The sequence below is a fragment of the Rheinheimera salexigens genome, from assembly GCF_001752395.1.
Lineage (GTDB): Bacteria > Pseudomonadota > Gammaproteobacteria > Enterobacterales > Alteromonadaceae > Alishewanella > Alishewanella salexigens.
Map to the genome: position 1 here is coordinate 1,955,729 of NZ_MKEK01000001.1, position 18,294 is coordinate 1,974,022.

Consider the following 18,294-nt stretch of genomic DNA (forward strand, 5'->3'; position numbering starts at 1 on the left):
AAGAGCCGCTGAAATGTGTCTAAGCTTGCATATAGCTCTATGCGCCCTCATATTCATTACTTATCTGGAACAAAAAGCTAAGGAGTTATTATGACACCACCCTATACGCCACCTAAAGTTTGGACTTGGGATAAGCAAAATGGCGGTAAGTTTGCTAGCACTAATCGGCCAGTGTCGGGTGCCACTAAAGACGTGGTCTTGCCGGTGGGTAAACACCCTTTGCAGTTGTATTCTTTGGCTACGCCTAACGGTGTTAAAGTTAATATTATGCTTGAAGAACTGCTACATGCAGGGCATAAAGCAGACTATGATGCTTGGTTAATTGATATCTCAGAAGGAGATCAATTTGGTAGTGGTTTTGTTGATATCAATCCGAATAGCAAAATTCCAGCCTTGATGGATCACAGTACTAATTCCAGTACTGAGTCCAGTACTAAGCAACCGACTCGTGTGTTTGAGTCGGGTTCGATACTAGTTTATTTAGCTGAAAAATTTCAGACCTTTTTACCCGCATCAGGCCCTGCCCGTACTGAAGTTATGAATTGGTTATTTTGGCAAATGGGTAGTGCACCCTTTCTTGGTGGCGGCTTTGGCCATTTTTATGCCTATGCCCCAGAGAAATTTGAATATCCGATTGATCGTTATGCCATGGAAACCAAACGTCAACTCGATGTGTTAGATAAACAATTAGCTGAACACGAGTTTATTGCCGGTAGCGAATACAGCATCGCCGATATGGCTATTTGGCCTTGGTATGGCGGTTTAGTATTAGGCCGCTTATATGATGCCGCAGAGTTTTTAGATGTCAGCAGCTATAAACATGTATTACATTGGGCCAAACAACTTGATGCGCGCCCTGCGGTAAAACGCGGTTATATTGTTAATCGCAGTTTTGGTGATGGTCCGCAGTTGCGCGAACGCCACAGTGCCGACGATTTTTTGCCGTTTAATCTATAGTAACAGGTTAGCCAACAGGTATTTTGGCGCACTTATGTTAAAATGTGCGCCTGTTTATCAGTATTTCTTAGGTAGTAAAAAAATATGCGTTTTGTGTTTAAACTTATTCGAATGATATTAACCCCTTTTATGTTATTAGCAGAAAAGCTCACTACGCCTAAAGGGATAAGTCGCAGTATGGAAGCTCAAACGCAGGTTAATGCCGACTGCAGTAAATTGGCGTTGTATGAGTTTAAGGCCTGTCCATTTTGTATCAAAGTACGTAAAGAAATGGCGCGATTGAACCTTAGTATTATTAAGTACGATGCCCAAAATAATCAAACTCATCGCCAAGCATTACAAGCCGGTGGTGGCCGCATTAAAGTACCTTGTTTACGTATTACCCAAGATAATGGCGACATCCAGTGGATGTATGAATCTAAAGATATTATCACTTATTTACAGCAACGTTTTGCTGCAGTATAGTCAATAATTGATGAGTAGCTTATGTCAGAACTATTAGCTTTTTCTCAAGCCTGTGAAAACAATAAAGCGCCAATTGTACAGGTGCTAGCTAATGCTTTTCAGCGTAGTCAGCGTGTATTAGAAATTGGCGGTGGTACAGGTCAACATGCCGTGCACTTTGCTGCCAACTTACCACAGCTAATATGGCAAAGTAGTGACCAACCTATTTATTTGCCTGATTTAAGCGCACGCATTCAACAAGCTAATTTACCTAACTTACCGACCCCAGTACCGTTAGATATTACTAGCTCACCTTATACGGCAATAAAAGTTGATGCTATTTTTACCGCTAACACACTGCATATAATGCCGTGGCATGTTGTTGAGCAGATGTTTCAACGCTTAGATGAATTTTGCCTACCACAAGCAGATATGTGTATTTATGGCCCTTTTAATTATCAGGGCCAATTTACCAGTGCCAGTAATGCTGGGTTTGATCAGCATTTAAAACAGCGCGATCCGCTGATGGGAATTCGTAATATTGAAGATGTTATTCGTTTAGCCACTGAAGCAGGCTTTAGTTTGCAGCATGATTACGCCATGCCAGCCAATAATCGGCTACTGCATTTTAAACGGTAGCTGTTGCTGCACTTGCTGATAATAGTCGGTTACTGCTGCTTGCTCTTGAACAATGTAATTTTCTATGGCGCTAGTTAAAGCGTTAGGCACAAAGCGATAAAAGCCTGAGCGTATAATCGGTTCAAAGCCGCGCTGAACTTTATGTTCACCTTGAGCGCCGGCATCAAACATTTTTAATTTATGCTCAATACAATAATCAATACCGGCATAATAACAACAGTCGAAATGTAAACGGTCAAACTCGGCTTTACAGCCCCAATATCGACCATATAAATGTTGGTTATCGCGAAAACATAACGCAGCTGCCACCATTTCGCCTTGATATTCTGCTGCGAACACAACTATCTGCTCGGCCATCGTCGCACCCCAATGCATAAAAGTTGCTTGGCTGATATAGCCTTGATGCCCCGAGCGTTTTTGATAAGTTGCGACATAAAATTGATAAAACTGCTGCCAAAACAGCGGCGTTAGTTGATCGGTAGTTAAGGTTTTTATTAGCACACCTTGAGCAGCCACTTTGTTACGCTCTTGGCGAATTTGTTTACGCTTACGCGAAGTTAACTGCTGCAAAAAGTGATCAAAACTGGTGTAATCTCGATTAAACCATTGAAATTGCACATCATAGCGTTCTTGAAAGCCTAATTGCCGATACAGTTTTTGCTCAGCAATATTGGGATATAACACCTGAAATTGGCTTAACGAAAATTGCTCTACAAGCTGCTGAATACCTTGGTGAAACAGAGCTAAAATGGCTGCTTTATCGTAACCTGCAGCAACGGCAAAGCGAGGCCCCTCAGCTGGCGTGAACGGAATAGCATTTATGAGTTTAGGGTAAAACTCTAAACCATATTGCTGATACGCTTTGGCAAATTGCCAATCAAATAAATATTCACCATAAGAATGCAGCTTAATATAGGCCGGCATAATGGCGATAAGCGTGTTGTTATCGCGCAGAGTTAAATGCTGTACTATCCAGCCATTGTTAGCAGTGCTTTCTACATTACTTTCGACTGTATCACCTACAGTATCCTCTACATCATCTTCTACAGTATTGTCTAAAGCGTTTCCTACACTGCCACCCAACTCTAATGCGTGTAAAAAAGCATGTTGGCAAAATGGATAATCGGAATTAAATAGGTTATCCCACTCTGCCGCGTCGATTTGCGCAATGGCAGGGACTACTTCAAATTGCATTTAAGGTCTCAAATAAATAGCGCAGTTAAACATTAACTGCGCTGAGGTTGGTTTATAAATAAAATATGGGCTGGTCTTAAATTATGCCGCGGCTTTTACACTCGCAACCCAATTATCAACCCGTTTTTCTAACACCTTAAGTGGTAATGCACCACCCCCTAATACAGTGTCATGAAACGCACGAATATCAAAAGCATCACCTAGTTCGGTTTGCGCTTTAGTTCGCATTTTTAAAATTGCTAACATGCCAATTTTATAAGCCGTTGCTTGGCCTGGCCAAACTATATAACGGCGAACTTCAGATTGTACCGCACCTTCTGCGATAGGTGTTTTTGCTATAAAATAATCAATTGCTTGTTGCTCGTTCCAGCCCTTACTGTGTAAACCTGTATCCACCACTAAGCGCACAGCCCGCCACATTTCAGTCACTAAACGGCCAAAATCAGAGTACGGGTTTTCATATCCACCCATTTCTTTTGCTAGTAATTCAGCATATAAACCCCAACCTTCGCTATAAGCGGTAAAACCGGCTTGAGTACGAAAGGTGGGTACAGTGGTAAGCTCTTGCGCGATTGATATTTGCATATGATGACCAGGATTACCCTCATGATAGGCAATAGCTTCCATCTCATTTTTCGGCATCGATTTCATATCAGACAAGTGAGCATAATAAATACCCGGCCTTGACCCATCTGGCGTACCAGGGAAATAATGCTGCGCTGCGCCTGGCTGTTCACGAAAGGCTTCTACCCGTTTTACAATTAAATCGGCTTTAGGTAATAAGCCAAAATATTTAGGTAATTGTTTGTTTATAAATGCTAAGTATTGCTCCGAGTCAGTAATATAAGCCTGACGCCCGGCATCGGTATCAGGGTAAGTAAACTGTTTATCGGTTTTAATAAAGGTAAAAAATTCTTCTAAACTGCCTTTAAAGCCCACCTGTTCTTTAATCGCAATCATTTCTTCAGTAATACGCGCTACTTCGTCTAAGCCAATTTGATGGACTTCGTCTGCCGTTAACGCTGTCGTAGTTGACGCTTTAAGTTGATGATTATAGTAAGCAACGCCATTGGGCTGTTTACCCACTCCGGTAGCAACAACAGTGCTATTTTCCATATCGGCGGTTAGCCATTGCTTTAATTCGGTGTAAGCCGGTAAAAAATGCTGCTGTAAATTGGCTTTAGCATCAGCCATTAGCTGCTTGGCTTGTTGTTCAGTAATTTTATCTGCGCTAACTAAGCTTGCTATTTTTGCTTGTGCATCGGCCCATAATGGCGAGTCTTGCTGGGTATTTGAGTCAGTAGCATTAGTTGCATCAGTAAACGGAGCACCCGCAAGCAAATTACCTATTTGATCCACAACGCCTTGATAAGCAAATTGTGGCGGCCTAACACCCTGCTCAGCACTTTGTTTTGCTCGCTTTAGTAGCTCAGTAATAGCTTGGCTAATACCGACTAGCCGAGTGTTATAGGCTTGCATATCTTGCAAGGTATCGACTTTATGAAAATTAATCATAATTTGCGGCAGCATGGCATGAATGCCTTGCATTTGAGTGAAAACGTAGCGGTTTTGCCTAAATTCTGCAGCTTCTTTAGCTAACTCATATTGATAGAGCCAAACGTCATAGGATGTTTGCGCTTCTAATGAAAGCTGTTGGTAATCAAATTCTGTGGTTAACTCTTTAGCGGTAGCCGCTAACCAAGCCAGTTGCTTATCTTCAGCAGCTTGGGTGACATCATCAATTTGGTCGTATTTATCTTTACGGCCTAAAAACGTCATTTGTAGTGGGCTTTGTTGCAGTTGTTGTTCGTATTTAGCTTCAAACCACTGATTAAGCCGTGCGGTTTCTGCTGCTACGGTTGCAGCCGATTGGCTTTGAGTGGCATTGGCGCTGGCTGTTGCGGTTGAATCAAGCGGTGTTGTTGGCTGGCACGCGCTAAGTAAACCCGCTATTGCTATTGCTATAAGTGTTTTACGCATAATAAAATTACCTTATTATTTTCGTTATATTGCAAAACCCAGCCTACGCTGAGTTTTGCTTGTAGTCTAAAAATAATTGTAAGCAACTTTTATCAGTCACTTTGATAAGTAACTTACATCCGTAACTGATATAACAAACTTTAAGAGTAATTCTACTCGTTATGCACTTATGCGTTTATATTGGCGATATTCAGGACGCCAGAAATTTGCTTCAATGCGTTGCTTTAATACCTCATCGTCAACATCTAACGCTAAACCTTGTTGTTGAGCCACTTTAGCCACGTTAAACGCGATAGTTTTACTTAGCTCGGCTAGCTCAGTAAAGGGGGGCAATAAACCGCCTTTACCGGTGTTTGCCAGAGGTGAAGCTCCTGCTAAGGTTTTACTGGCCGCCCGCAGCATTTCATCACTAATTAAACGCGCTTTAACAGCCAGCACGCCTAAACCAATACCGGGAAAAATATAGCTGTTATTACATTGGGCTATTGGGTATTGCTTGTTGTTATAGGTCACCGGCGCAAATGGGCTGCCGGTGGCAATAATCACATCGCCGTCAGTCCACTCTATTACTTGTTCTGGTGTTGCTTCAACTTGCTTAGACGGGTTACTTAATGGAAAGACGATTGGCGTATCGCAGCCTTTCTTCATTGCTCTTATAACTTGTTCGGTAAACAATCCGGCTTGACCAGACACGCCAATTAAAATGCCGGGTTTTGCGCAGTGCATAACGTCAAGTAAATTAGGGAATTCACCACTAAAGCTCCAGTTGGCAATATCATCACTACGTTGCACCAGTACTTGCTGAAAGTCTCGTAACCCCGGAGTGGTATCAGTTAAGAGACCAAAGCGGTCAATCATAAAGACTTGTTTTCTGGCTTGGCTTTCACTGATGCCTTCGGCCACCATTTGGCTTATTACTTGCTCTGCAATACCACAACCGGCCGAGCCAGCACCGACAAAAGCAATTTTCTGCGCTGATAATTTAACATCTTTACTGCGACAGGCGGCCAATAAGGTACCGACACTGACAGCTGCTGTGCCTTGAATATCATCATTAAAACAGCAGTACTTCTCGCGATAGCGGTTTAACAACGGCATGGCATTAGGCTGTGCAAAATCTTCAAATTGAATAATCGCCTCAGGCCAACGCCGTTTTACGGCTTGCAGGAACAAATCGACAAATTCATCATATTCCTCGCCTTCAATACGCTTATGGCGCAAGCCCATATACATAGGATCATTAAGCAACTCTTGGTTATTAGTCCCGACATCCAACATCACCGGTAAGGTATAGGCTGGGCTTATACCACCACAAGCGGTATATAACGATAACTTACCAATAGAAATACCCATACCGCCAATGCCTTGGTCGCCTAAACCTAAAACACGCTCGCCATCGGTAACAACGATGACTTTAACTTTACGTTTAGTGGCATTGCGTAGTACGTCATCTAATTGATGCCGATCTTGATAACTAACAAATAAGCCTCGTGCACTGCGATAAATATCAGAAAATTGCTCACAAGCATCGCCGACTGTTGGCGTATATATGATCGGGATCATTTCTTCTAAATGTTGTTGTAATAAGCGATAAAATAGGGTTTCGTTATTGTCTTGGATGGCGCGTAAATAGATATGCTTATTAATAGCTTCGTCAAAGCTTTTATATTGCATATAGGCGCGTTCAACTTGCTCTTCGATGGTTTCATACCGTGGTGGTAATAAGCCCGTTAAGTTAAAAGCTTGTCTTTCTTCAGCAATAAAGGCATTGCCTTTATTTAACAGCGGTGTTTCAAGAAGGGCTGAACCAGAATAAGCGGTATATAAACTAGGTTTAGGGGTTGAACTGCTCATGAATGTTTCCCACAGTAGACAGCTAGTCTTAGCTAACAACTAGCTGGTAAAAAATTAGTAGATTGTGCTGATCCTTGGATTAAGTACCGACAGCATAAATAAGCCTTCGGTGTTACAAAAATCAATAGCCTTTAGCACATCTGATTGGCTTAAATTTAGTAGTTCCAACACAAAAGGATCTATTAAATGCTTAGTTTGATACAACTCAGGATGTTGATTGGCTAAAGCCAATTTTACGGCTAAATGAATAATTAACTGAGGTATTTTTTTATGATCGAACTTAACACTATTTTGCAGCGCTATTGGTTCAACTATAGTATCGGGTAATTGCCAAAGATTCAGTAGCTCTGCACCGCATTCGGCGTATGTAAAGCCAAGCTCGTCGAGTTGTAGCTTCCAAGGCAGCGTTATAGCATCATAAGCTTGGCAGCGAAATGCTAGCTCTGGATCATTTTGCAACACCACTAACTCACCAATATTATGCAATAAGCCCGCAACATAAAAGCGATCAGTCGGTTTAACATCGCAGCATTCGGCTAAATATTTAGCGATAAGCGCAGCATTAATACTTTGCTCCCAAAACCGTTCTAAATCAATGACAGAGGTATCTAATTTACTGCAAGCCGAAGAGATGCCTATACTTAGCACTAAGTTATAAACTTGTTTATTTCCCAGCACTAATAGCGCTTTATTGATAGATTCAACTTGAAATGACAAATTGAATAAAGCACTGTTCGCAAGCTTAAGCAACTTTGCGGTTAAAACGGGATCTAGTGCAATTACTTCTGCTATATCATCTAAACTAGCTGTTTCAGAGTCCATTAGCTGTTTAACTCTCAAATAGCCTTCTGGCAATGCAAATAAATCTGCTACTTTCTGAGCATATTGCAAGGCTTTCATTAAACGACATCTCCCCTAGTTAGCTATTGCAATGCTATTGCTAACGTCAAGTTTTACTACATGAATTGATTTTACTTGTTTTGGTAGGCTTTTATTAGTGTTAATTAACTTTTTTTAATACTTTAAACCTATTAAAGACAAAGCCGACTATAAAACCGACTTTGTCTTTATACTTTACACAGATTTTTATAATTAGCTAGGCGCTTATTTAGGTTAGTAAGATTCTAATAACTTATCTTAAGTCGCTAAATATACAACTAAATTTGCTTTAAACTCTGTCACTGTTCTGTGTAACTTGCCTATGCAACTTCTCTATGCAACAAGGCTACGTAACATCCATGCGGTTTTTTCATGCACAGTCATACGTTGGGTTAATATATCTAAGGTTACTTCATCAGATGCTTTATCACACTCAGGCACAATATTACGGCAGGTTTTAGCAATAGCCTCGTGACCTTTTACTAAATCTCTAATCATGTCTTCCGCTTTTGGAATACCGTCTGCTTCTTTAATAGTGGTTAGTTTTGCAAATTCTTTATAAGAACCTGGCGCAAACTCACCTAAAGCACGAATTCGTTCTGCAATATCATCAACAGCAACAGCTAATTCTTGATACTGCTGTTCAAATAAAGTGTGTAAAGATTGAAACATTGGACCGGTAACGTTCCAATGATAATTATGTGTTTTTAAATATAGCGTGTAGGTGTCAGCTAATAATACTGCTAAGCCTTCAGAAATGGCTTTACGTTGTTCTTCATTGATACCAATATTCACTTGCATAGATTGCCTCGCTGAATTAATCGTAATTATTAAAATAAACTAGCTTGTAATACTGCTATAAAAATAGCTTATAAAGCGTATTTTACCGAAGTTATGTCGAAATATGGCAAACGCTTAGTAGTAGTATTGTTCAAGAATAGTTCTATCCTACCTGTTAAAGATATGGTGTTGTTCTAAATAAAAACAACCCTTTATCAAAAACAATAGCAGATAAGTACCGATTAAGAAGCAATATTTAATAGGGAATTAATGAGGGTATTTGGTAAAATCTAAATTTGCTGACAGTACTATTGCTGACAGTACTAACACTGCCAGCAAATTGTTAACGACTAGACTTGAGCAGCAAGATACTCTTCGTAAGTACCAACAAAGTTACGAATGTCTTGGTCAGTAATTTCGATAATACGACTGGCTAAAGATGAAACAAATTCACGGTCATGGCTGACAAACAATAGCGTGCCTTTATAGTGCTCTAACGCTAAGTTTAATGACTCGATAGATTCCATATCCAAGTGGTTAGTCGGTTCATCCATTACTAAGATATTTGGCTTTTGTAGCATTAACTTACCAAATAACATCCGGCCTTTTTCACCACCTGACAATACTTTTACAGACTTTTTAATATCGTCTTGAGAAAACAGTAACCGGCCTAAAATTCCGCGTATTGCCTGTTCATCATCTGTTGGACTTTTCCACTGAGTCATCCAATCAAATACGCTTAGATTTTCTTTAAACTCGTATTCATGATCTTGAGCATAATAACCAATTTTACAGTTTTCAGACCATTTAATTGTGCCAGACTCTGGTTTTAAGTCACCCACTAAACATTTAAGTAAAGTGGTTTTACCAATACCGTTGGCACCTAAAATGGCTACTTTCTCACCGACTTCAATGGTCAGGTTAAGATTTTTAAATAGTTGTAGCTGATCAAAGCCTTTATGTAAGCCATCAACTTCTAGGGCTAAACGATATAACTGCTTTTGTTGTTCAAAACGTATAAATGGATTAACTCGGCTAGAGGCTTTAACTTCTTCTAATTGAATTTTATCGATTTGTTTAGCACGCGATGTGGCTTGTTTTGCTTTAGAGGCGTTGGCCGAGAAACGACTAACGAAACTTTGTAAATCCGCTATTTGGGTCTTTTTCTTGGCATTATCAGACAATAAACGCTCGCGAGCTTGGGTAGCTGCGAACATATATTCATCATAATTACCTGGGTATAAACGCAACTCGCCAAAATCTAAATCGGCCATATGCGTACAAACACTGTTTAAAAAGTGTCTATCGTGCGAAATGATAACCATAGTACTGTTACGTTCAGTTAAGACGGTTTCTAACCAACGGATAGTATTAATATCCAAGTTGTTGGTTGGTTCGTCTAGCAGCATCACTTCTGGTTCAGCAAATAATACTTGGGCTAACAAAACGCGTAACTTAAAACCCGGAGCGATAGCCGACATTAAACCAAAATGTTGCTCAACCGGAATACCCACGCCTATTAATAATTCACCGGCACGCGATTCAGCGGTGTAACCGTCCATTTCGCCAAAAGCAACTTCAAGATCGGCTACTTTCATGCCGTCTTCTTCAGTCATTTCTAAGCTGCTGTATATGCGATCCCGCTCTTCTTTTACCGCCCACAATTCTGCGTGGCCCATAATAACGGTATCGATAACAGAATATTGTTCAAACGCAAACTGATCTTGATGTAGTTTAGCGACCCGATGATTCGGTTCAACAAAGACATTACCTGAACTTTGCTCAAGCTCACGGCTAAGGATTTTCATGAAGGTTGATTTACCGCAACCGTTAGCGCCGATTAACCCGTAACGGTTACCGTCACCAAATTTAATCGAAATATTTTCAAATAATGGCTTAGCGCCAAATTGCATGGTAATGTTTGAGGTTGAGATCACAGTGTGTTCCAGAACAGGTTAAGCTAGACAGCCAAATACAAAAAGTGCCGCATTGTACGCGCTTTGCTGACTAATTTCAAAGCATACCCTGCTTTATCTGCTTAACTTAACCACTCTGAAACGGTTTCGCATCTAATTAACATGTAAATAAAAATTGTTTGCTGATTTGATTATAAAAAATACGCTTTTAATTGCATTCACGTATTAGTGTTTAATGCAGTAGCGGCTAAACATAATGCCGTGATCTGCGGCCAATCTTTATTTTGCACAGCATCATCTGGGATAATCCACGAGCCACCTACACAATCGACATTCGGTAATGCCAAATAATCTTTAACATTATTTGGGTTAATGCCGCCGGTTGGACAAAACCGAATATCGGCAAAAGGACCATAAATCGATTTTAAGGTTTTAACACCTCCTGCGGCTTCAGCAGGAAAAAATTTAAAATGACTATAACCCACAGCTATGCCCTGCATTAATTCTGAAATGCTAGCAATACCGGGTATTAACGGAATACTGGCTGCTTTACCCGCTTGTAATAACTCAGCAGTAAAGCCCGGGCTGATAGCAAACTTGGCACCAGCGGCAATACATTGTTGTAATTGCTCAGCTGTGGTAACGGTGCCAGCGCCAACAATAGCTTCTGGTACCTGTTGGCATAATAAACCAATAGCTTCTAGGGCTAAGGGCGTGCGTAGCGTCACTTCTAAAACATTAATGCCGCCAGCGACTATCGCTTTAGCCATAGGCACAACATCGGCTAAGTCATTCACCACGATAACGGGGATCACGACACTTTGTTTAAATAACGTTTCTGGCTGCAAAGCCCAATGTTGAAATGACATAGTGTTATTCCTTATCCCCAGTAAAGGCAGGCTGTGCAAAAAACAAACTACAAGCACCCTGCTCGGCACCTGTTAATTGGCTTCGTAGCGCGCCAAACAATTCACGTCCCATGCCATAGCTTGAAGAATTCAGACTATCAGTCAGATCCGGTGTAGCCGCCGGTCTTTGGCCTAATTCAGCTGCACTAACTAATAACTCTAATAAGCCATTCTCAGCATCAACCAATAACATATCGCCGGTTTGTATTTTGGCCAGATTACCGCCATCGATGGCTTCGGGCGTAACATGAATAGCAGCGGGTACTTTGCCCGATGCGCCTGACATACGGCCATCTGTAACTAAGGCTACTTTATAACCACGATCTTGTAATACGCCTAACGGCGGCGTCAGTTTATGTAACTCAGGCATGCCACAGGCTTTAGGCCCTTGAAACCGCACCACGACAATACAGTCTTTATTTAATTCACCGGCTTGGAATGCAGCATCTAATTGATGCTGACTAGAAAACACCACTGCAGGGGCTTTAATCACAGCCGTCCCTTCGCGCAAAGCCGAGGTTTTAATAACAGCCCGGCCCATATTGCCAGATAATACTTCTAAGCCGCCATGACTGGTAAAGGGTGCTGCAACTGTGCTTAAAACGGTTAAGTCTTGTGATATGGCAGGAGCATCTTGCCACTCTAGTTTGCCATCTTGCATTACCGGTTGTTGGGTATAACGGCGTAAACCTGGACCGGCAATAGTTTGCACATCTTCATGCAATAAACCAGCATCAAGCAACTCTCTTATTAACACTGCCATGCCACCGGCATATTGAAAGTGATTAATATCAGCTTGGCCATTAGGATAAATGCGAGTTAGCAATGGCGTAGCGGCAGATAGCTGGGCAAAGTCATCCCAATTAACGATATAGCCTGCGGCGCGCGCGACGGCAATTAAATGCATTGTATGATTAGTTGAACCGCCCGTGGCTAATAAGCCGACAATACCGTTAACAATAGCTTTTGCATCTATTATTTGGCTAATAGGTAAATAGTTATCACCCAGATCGGTTAAGCGGGTTGCTTGTCGCGCTGCGGCTTTCGTTAGTTCGTCACGTAGTTCTGTACCTGGGTTAACAAAAGATGAGCCCGGTAAGTGCAAGCCCATGATCTCAACTACTAATTGATTAGAGTTCGCCGTGCCATAAAAAGTACAGGTACCCGCAGCATGATAAGACGCTGCTTCGGCTTCTAGTAGTTGCTCTTTTGTCACTTTGCCTTCAGCAAATTGCTGGCGAACTCGGGCTTTTTCTTTATTAGGAATGCCTGAGGGCATAGGCCCTGCAGGAATAAATACAAAAGGTAAATGACCAAAGCTTAAAGCGGCTAATAATAAGCCCGGGACAATTTTATCGCAGATGCCCAGCATGACACCGCCATCGAACATATTATGCGATAAGCCAATGGCAGCAGACATGGCGATAATGTCGCGACTTAATAAGCTTAACTCCATGCCAGGTTGACCTTGGGTGACACCGTCACACATAGCGGGCACGCCAGAAGCAAATTGCGCCACACTACCCACTTCGTTTACTGCCGTTTTAATTAACTGTGGATAATTCTCATAGGGTTGGTGCGCCGACAACATATCGTTGTAGGCCGAAACAATAGCAATATTAGCTTTGGTTAAACTACGTAAATCTGATTTATCTTGCGGGTTACACGCAGCAAAACCATGAGCTAAATTGCCGCAACTTAATACACCTCGGTGTGGTCCTTGCTCGCGCGCATGCGCCATGCGCTGTAGATAATCTGCTCGGCTAGCAAGGCTGCGTTGAATAATATTGTCGGTTACGCGTTGGATTTCCGGCTGCATAGCTTACCCTTATTCTGTGTCTAATTTAATGCTGAGTAATAACATGCTTTAAGCTAATGCTCGGCGTACATAACTTCTACAGTCAGTTGCGGATGCTGTAAAAAAGCCCGTATCGGCATCGACTTAACGTCGTTATCGGCCATGGCTTGGTCTAAAACGGTTTTTTTACCAGCACCCACTAAATGCAAAAATAGATGCCGAGTATTTTCTAGCCGCGATTTAGACAAACTTATACGCTCGTAGGGCGCCGTACTTGGCTTTACCGCTAATACTGCAGGCGCATCTTCCGCTAAGCCTTCATTAATTTGTTCGCTACAAGGAAATAATGATGCAGTATGGCCATCTTCACCCATGCCTAAAATAACGGCATCAAAGGTTGGCAACACAGCAATGCGTGGTAATACTGCCGTTACCCCAGTAAAGGCTGAATCAGCTTTGGCGTATAGGCTGATAAATTTGGCATTCGCTGCCCTATTTTGTAACAACGACGCTTTAACTAAGCGCTCATTACTGTCGGCTTGATCGTCAGCCAACCAGCGATCATCTGCTAAGGTAATAGTGACTTTGTCCCAAGCTAAATCAGCTTGGCTTAACTGCTGAAATAAAGCTTGCGGTGTACGACCACCAGATACTACTAAAATAGCTTCTCCGCGCTGAGAAATAGCTTGTTGCAAAATTTCCACCAGCTGAGCAGCAAACTGCTTATTTAATGCCGCGCTATCAGCAAAATGATTAAGGTGCATCATGGTTACTCCTCCCAATTTCTATTATCACGTGCCATCATCGATATTGCCGCGACTGGCCCCCAACTACCTGCTGGATAACTTTTTGGTGGCTCGTTACTGACATGCCACGCATTGATAATGCCATCTACCCACTTCCAGGCATGTTCTACTTCGTCGCGACGAACAAACAAATATTGATTACCCAGCATCGCTTCTAGTAACAAGCGCTCATAAGCATCGGCGATACGTTGCGATTTAAAAGTTTCATCAAAGCTTAAATCCAGCTTAGTTTCTTGCAAGCGCATACTCTCGCCCAAACCTGGAATTTTATTTAATACTTGTATTTCAACACCTTCGTCAGGCTGTAAACGAATAATCAATTTATTTGACGGCAAGTTACGATAGGTTGCATGAAAAATATTATGCGGTTGTGGCTTAAAACAAATGACCACTTCACTTAACTTACTGGCCATACGTTTACCCGTGCGCAAATAAAACGGCACCCCTGCCCAACGCCAGTTATCAATATCTACTTTTAAAGCGACAAAGGTTTCAGTACGGCTATTTGATTTAGCCCCTTCTTCCTGTAAATAGCCCGGTACCGATTTACCCGTAACAAACCCACCAGCGTATTGACCACGAACAGTTTTTTCTTGAATATTACTGATGTCGATGGTACGTAAGGCTTTTAATACTTTAAGTTTTTCATCTCGGATGCTATCGGCGTCTAATCTGGCCGGCGGTTCCATAGCAATTAGGGTTAAAACCTGCAGTAAATGATTTTGTACCATGTCGCGCATTTGGCCGGCGTCGTCGTAATAACTCCAGCGACCTTCTACGCCAACTTCTTCTGCCACGGTAATTTGCACATGATCAATGGAATTATGATCCCAATTGCCGGCAAAAATGGCATTGGCAAAACGTAGTGCCAATAAATTGAGAACGGTTTCTTTACCTAAATAATGGTCAATGCGATAAATTTGCGCTTCAGTAAAAAACTCTGCAACTTGATCATTAATAATATTAGACGAGGCTAAGTCATGACCTATTGGCTTTTCCAGTACCACTCGAGTGGGTAGCGTGGCTAAACCTGCTGCGGCTAAGCCTTTTGATATATCACCAAATAAAGACGGTGGCGTTGCAAAATAACAAACCGGCACCCGCTTGGTTTTATCGACCAGCGTTGCTAGTTGGTTAAAGTCTTCAATATTGGTTAAATCAATATTCACATACAATAATTTAGCTTGTAAACGTAGCCATACATCTTGTTCTAAAGGCTGTTTTAAAAAGCGATTTAAATTTTCTAACACTAATTCCTGATATGACTCAAGAGTAATATCATCTCTTGCCACACCAATAACTCGTGTTTGTTGGCATAATAAATTGGCTTTTTCTAATTGGTATAACGCAGGTAATAGCTTACGGCGAGCTAAATCGCCTTTAGTGCCAAATAAGATAAGATCGGATGCTGAATTCTGTGCTGTTACTGCTGCCATTACTGCCCCTTATTTATGTAACTTTACAACAGTCAATCCATACTAACTGAGCTAATTAGTGTTGTAAACCAGACTAAATGTAATTAAATTACAACTTTTGTTGTTTTTTGACAATTTATTTTGAAAAAGGCAGGTTAGTAAGCATAATGAGCTTAACCCTGCTTGACTATGACTCAGGAATGACCAAATGAACGTGTTAGAAAAAATTATATCAAATAGCAATAAGTTCAGTAAGTCAGAACGTAAAGTTGCTGATGTCATTTTAGCCAATCCGCAAACTGCTATTCATAGTAGTATAGCCACCTTAGCGAAGGTAGCGGATGTTAGTGAACCGACAGTTAATCGATTTTGTCGCCGACTTGATACTAAAGGTTTCCCTGACTTTAAGCTACATTTAGCCCAAAGCTTGGCTAATGGTACGCCTTATGTTAATCGTCATGTAGAAGAAACTGATGGCCCAGAGGCCTATACCGCAAAAATATTTGAGTCAACCATGGCTGCATTAGATAAAGCCAGGCAAAGCATTGATATAAACAGCATTAATCGCGCGGTTGATGTGTTAACTCAAGCTAAAAAAATCTCGTTTTTTGGCTTGGGCGCTTCAGCGTCAGTAGCGCACGACGCCCAAAACAAGTTTTTCCGCTTTAATGTACCTGTGGTATGTTTTGACGATATTGTTATGCAACGAATGAGCGCTATTAATAGTTGTGAAGGTGACGTTGTAGTGTGCATCAGCCATACCGGCAGAACCAAAAACTTATGCGATATAGCTACCATAGCAAGAGAGAATGATGCCACCGTGATAGGCATTACTGCTGCCGATAGCCCATTAGCTAAAGAGTGCACCTTAGTGTTATCACTGGATGTGCCAGAAGATACCGACATGTATATGCCGATGGCCTCTAGGGTTGCGCAATTAGTATTAATTGATATTTTAGCCACCGGCTTTACGTTAAGGCGCGGCAGTAAATTTCGTGAAAACCTAAAAAAAGTTAAAGACAGTTTACGTGGGTCACGCTTTGAAAAGAAAGACCTCTAGCCTACCTCGTTTAAGCAGACACTTTTGCCTTGCTTATACACTCTGCACTTTTGCATCATTTGTTTAGCAAGTACAAGCAGTAGCTTTTTAGCACTGCTTCACGATATAATGTAATAAAATTACAACAGTTTAGATCTAATCTAGATACTGTGTTTTTTCGCCATACTCAGGAGTCACTAATGCACAGAAGAACCAAAATTGTTGCCACGCTCGGTCCCGCTACTAACACCCTTTCTTCTATTGAAAAGCTGATTAAGGCTGGCGCATCAGTATTTAGACTGAATTTTTCTCATGGCAATGCTAACGATCATAAAGAACGTGCGGCTATGGTGCGTCAAGCTGCCGACAACTTAAAAGTGCATGTTGCTATTTTAGGTGATTTGCAAGGCCCTAAAATTCGAGTGTCTACTTTTAAAGATGGCAAGATAACCTTAGAAGAAGGCCAAGCTTTTACCCTAGACGCTAAATTAGGCAAAGGTGAAGGTGACCAACATCAAGTGGGGATTGATTATAAAAATTTACCTCAAGATGTGTCTGCAGGTGATTTATTATTATTAGATGATGGCCGGATCCAATTGCAAGTAGATAGCGTTGATGGCGATAAAGTTATTACTACGGTTACTGTTGCTGGTGTTTTAAGTAACAATAAAGGCATTAACCGTCAAGGTGGTGGCTTAACAGCGCCGGCTTTAACTGAAAAAGATATGCAAGATATTGTTACCGCGGCTGAAATTAAAGTCGACTTTTTAGCGGTATCTTTTCCGCGCAGTGGCGATGATATGCGCTTAGCACGTGATTTAGCTATTAAAGCTGGCTCAAATGCCCGGTTAATGGCCAAAATTGAGCGTGCAGAAGCCGTAGCGGACGATGAAACCTTAGATGACATCATTCGTGCTTCAGATGCAGTGATGGTGGCACGGGGTGATTTAGGCGTTGAAATTGGTGATGCTGAATTAGTAGGTCAACAAAAGCGGATTATTTCTCGCTCACGGCAGTTAAATCGTGTTGTGGTTACGGCAACGCAAATGATGGAAAGCATGATTGAAAGCCCAATGCCAACCCGCGCTGAAGTAATGGACGTTGCTAACGCGGTATTAGACGGTACCGACGCGGTAATGTTATCAGCTGAAACAGCTGCCGGTAAATACCCTACTGAAACCGTGCGCGCTATGGCCAGAGTATGTGAAGGCGCAGAAAAGCACCCTAGTGTGCAAATTTCTAAGCACCGCATGGATTCAGAGTTTACTGAAATCAGTGAAACAATAGCGCTTTCTGCAATGTATGCAGCTAATCACTTAAGTGCAATTAAAGCCATTATTACCTTAACCGAGTCTGGCCACACTGCGAAACTAATGTCGCGTATTACCTCGCCACAACCTATTTATGCGTTATCACGTCATGATAAAACCTTAAATCAAATGGCGTTATACCGTGGTGTTTATCCTGCTTATTTTGATAGCACAACGGTAGGTGTTGAAGCCTTAGCCGATGCCGCTATTGCAACCATTAAAGACAAAGCCAATTTACAAAGTGGTGACTTAGTTATGATCACCCATGGTGATGTAATGGAAACCGTGGGTGCGTCCAATACTTGTAGAATTGTTCAAGTTAAATAGCAGCATGAATTCACCTGAATAATTAATGCTATTTAATATATAAAAACA

At 41.5% G+C, this 18,294-nt stretch carries 15 protein-coding genes; 5 read left to right on the forward strand and 10 right to left on the reverse strand.

Annotated features, from left to right (window positions below; translation table 11 throughout):
• Positions 1-90 precede the first annotated feature (90 nt).
• The 3 genes from yghU (at position 91) to BI198_RS08945 (ending at position 2,040) form a co-directional block, all read left to right on the forward strand.
• Positions 91-957, forward strand: a complete 867-nt coding sequence (gene yghU, locus BI198_RS08935) for a glutathione-dependent disulfide-bond oxidoreductase (RefSeq protein ID WP_070049238.1) — start codon at positions 91-93, stop codon at positions 955-957.
• 84 nt (positions 958-1,041) lie between these two features.
• On the forward strand, positions 1,042-1,422 hold the full coding sequence (locus BI198_RS08940) for a glutathione S-transferase N-terminal domain-containing protein (RefSeq protein WP_070049239.1): 381 nt from the start codon (positions 1,042-1,044) through the stop codon (positions 1,420-1,422).
• Between the two features lie 21 nt (positions 1,423-1,443).
• Positions 1,444-2,040 carry a DUF938 domain-containing protein gene (locus tag BI198_RS08945; RefSeq protein WP_070049240.1) on the forward strand — a complete coding sequence of 199 codons (597 nt, stop codon included), beginning with the start codon at positions 1,444-1,446 and terminating at the stop codon, positions 2,038-2,040.
• Here BI198_RS08945 and BI198_RS08950 read toward each other — a convergent pair.
• The 10 genes from BI198_RS08950 to zwf all read right to left on the reverse strand — a co-directional run bounded on the left by BI198_RS08950 (position 2,020) and on the right by zwf (position 15,591).
• Positions 2,020-3,234, reverse strand: coding sequence for a GNAT family N-acetyltransferase (locus BI198_RS08950; protein WP_070049241.1), 1,215 nt, complete (start codon positions 3,232-3,234; stop codon positions 2,020-2,022). The genes BI198_RS08945 and BI198_RS08950 overlap by 21 nt on opposite strands.
• A gap of 81 nt (positions 3,235-3,315) precedes the next feature.
• Complete coding sequence (locus BI198_RS08955) at positions 3,316-5,214, reverse strand: DUF885 domain-containing protein (protein WP_070049242.1); 1,899 nt, start codon at positions 5,212-5,214, stop codon at positions 3,316-3,318.
• Between the two features lie 159 nt (positions 5,215-5,373).
• Positions 5,374-7,068, reverse strand: coding sequence for an NAD-dependent malic enzyme (locus tag BI198_RS08960; protein WP_070049243.1), 1,695 nt, complete (start codon positions 7,066-7,068; stop codon positions 5,374-5,376).
• Positions 7,069-7,122: 54 nt separating this feature from the next.
• A complete protein-coding gene (locus BI198_RS08965; RefSeq protein ID WP_070049244.1) occupies positions 7,123-7,968 on the reverse strand; it encodes an HDOD domain-containing protein in 846 nt (281 codons plus the stop codon).
• 312 nt (positions 7,969-8,280) lie between these two features.
• Entirely contained in the window at positions 8,281-8,748 is a 468-nt protein-coding gene (locus tag BI198_RS08970; protein WP_070049245.1) for a Dps family protein, read from the reverse strand.
• Between the two features lie 329 nt (positions 8,749-9,077).
• A complete protein-coding gene (locus tag BI198_RS08975; RefSeq protein ID WP_070049246.1) occupies positions 9,078-10,664 on the reverse strand; it encodes an ABC-F family ATPase in 1,587 nt (528 codons plus the stop codon).
• A gap of 197 nt (positions 10,665-10,861) precedes the next feature.
• A complete protein-coding gene (locus tag BI198_RS08980) occupies positions 10,862-11,512 on the reverse strand; it encodes a bifunctional 4-hydroxy-2-oxoglutarate aldolase/2-dehydro-3-deoxy-phosphogluconate aldolase (RefSeq protein ID WP_070049247.1) in 651 nt (216 codons plus the stop codon).
• A gap of 4 nt (positions 11,513-11,516) precedes the next feature.
• Positions 11,517-13,370 carry a phosphogluconate dehydratase gene (edd, locus tag BI198_RS08985; protein ID WP_070049248.1) on the reverse strand — a complete coding sequence of 618 codons (1,854 nt, stop codon included), beginning with the start codon at positions 13,368-13,370 and terminating at the stop codon, positions 11,517-11,519.
• A gap of 53 nt (positions 13,371-13,423) precedes the next feature.
• A complete protein-coding gene (pgl, locus tag BI198_RS08990; RefSeq protein WP_235605294.1) occupies positions 13,424-14,116 on the reverse strand; it encodes a 6-phosphogluconolactonase in 693 nt (230 codons plus the stop codon).
• Between the two features lie 2 nt (positions 14,117-14,118).
• Positions 14,119-15,591, reverse strand: coding sequence for a glucose-6-phosphate dehydrogenase (gene zwf / locus BI198_RS08995; RefSeq protein ID WP_070049249.1), 1,473 nt, complete (start codon positions 15,589-15,591; stop codon positions 14,119-14,121).
• Between the two features lie 187 nt (positions 15,592-15,778).
• Here zwf and BI198_RS09000 point away from each other — a divergent pair, with 187 nt between their 5' ends.
• Positions 15,779-16,630, forward strand: a complete 852-nt coding sequence (locus BI198_RS09000; RefSeq protein ID WP_070049250.1) for a MurR/RpiR family transcriptional regulator — start codon at positions 15,779-15,781, stop codon at positions 16,628-16,630.
• Between the two features lie 179 nt (positions 16,631-16,809).
• Positions 16,810-18,246: a pyruvate kinase gene (pyk, locus tag BI198_RS09005; protein WP_070049251.1), complete on the forward strand. Its 1,437-nt coding sequence runs from the start codon at positions 16,810-16,812 to the stop codon at positions 18,244-18,246.
• The last annotated feature ends 48 nt before the right edge of the window (positions 18,247-18,294 follow it).